Source organism: Streptomyces sp. XM83C (assembly GCF_023072675.1).
Lineage (GTDB): Bacteria > Actinomycetota > Actinomycetes > Streptomycetales > Streptomycetaceae > Streptomyces > Streptomyces thermocoprophilus.
Genome location: NZ_JALLGL010000715.1, coordinates 1 through 243, shown reverse-complemented (window position 1 = coordinate 243; position 243 = coordinate 1). Strand labels below are relative to the sequence as shown.

At 63.0% G+C, this 243-nt stretch carries 1 pseudogene; it reads left to right on the top strand.

Annotation, left to right across the window (positions count from 1 at the left end):
- A pseudogene (locus MTQ10_RS31180) lies at nucleotides 1–115 on the top strand (IS5/IS1182 family transposase); the annotation flags it as partial.
- Between the last annotated feature and the right edge of the window lie 128 nt (nucleotides 116–243).

Below are 243 nucleotides of genomic sequence, written 5' to 3'. Positions count from 1 at the left end.
CTGGCTGGGCGGCTGCCGCCGTTTGCACCGCCGCTACGAACGCAAGGTCGAGCACTTCCTGGCCTTCACCGCCATCGCCTGCAGCCTCATCTGCTACCGCAGACTCGCCAAATGAGACGACGTCTTAGACCGTGTCCTATGTGGTGAGGCGTCGTTGAACCCGTCATGGGGCGGGGTACGTGGAGTTGGATTGTTCCGGACGGGTTGTGGGAGATCGCGAAACCGCTGATCCCGCCGTCGAAG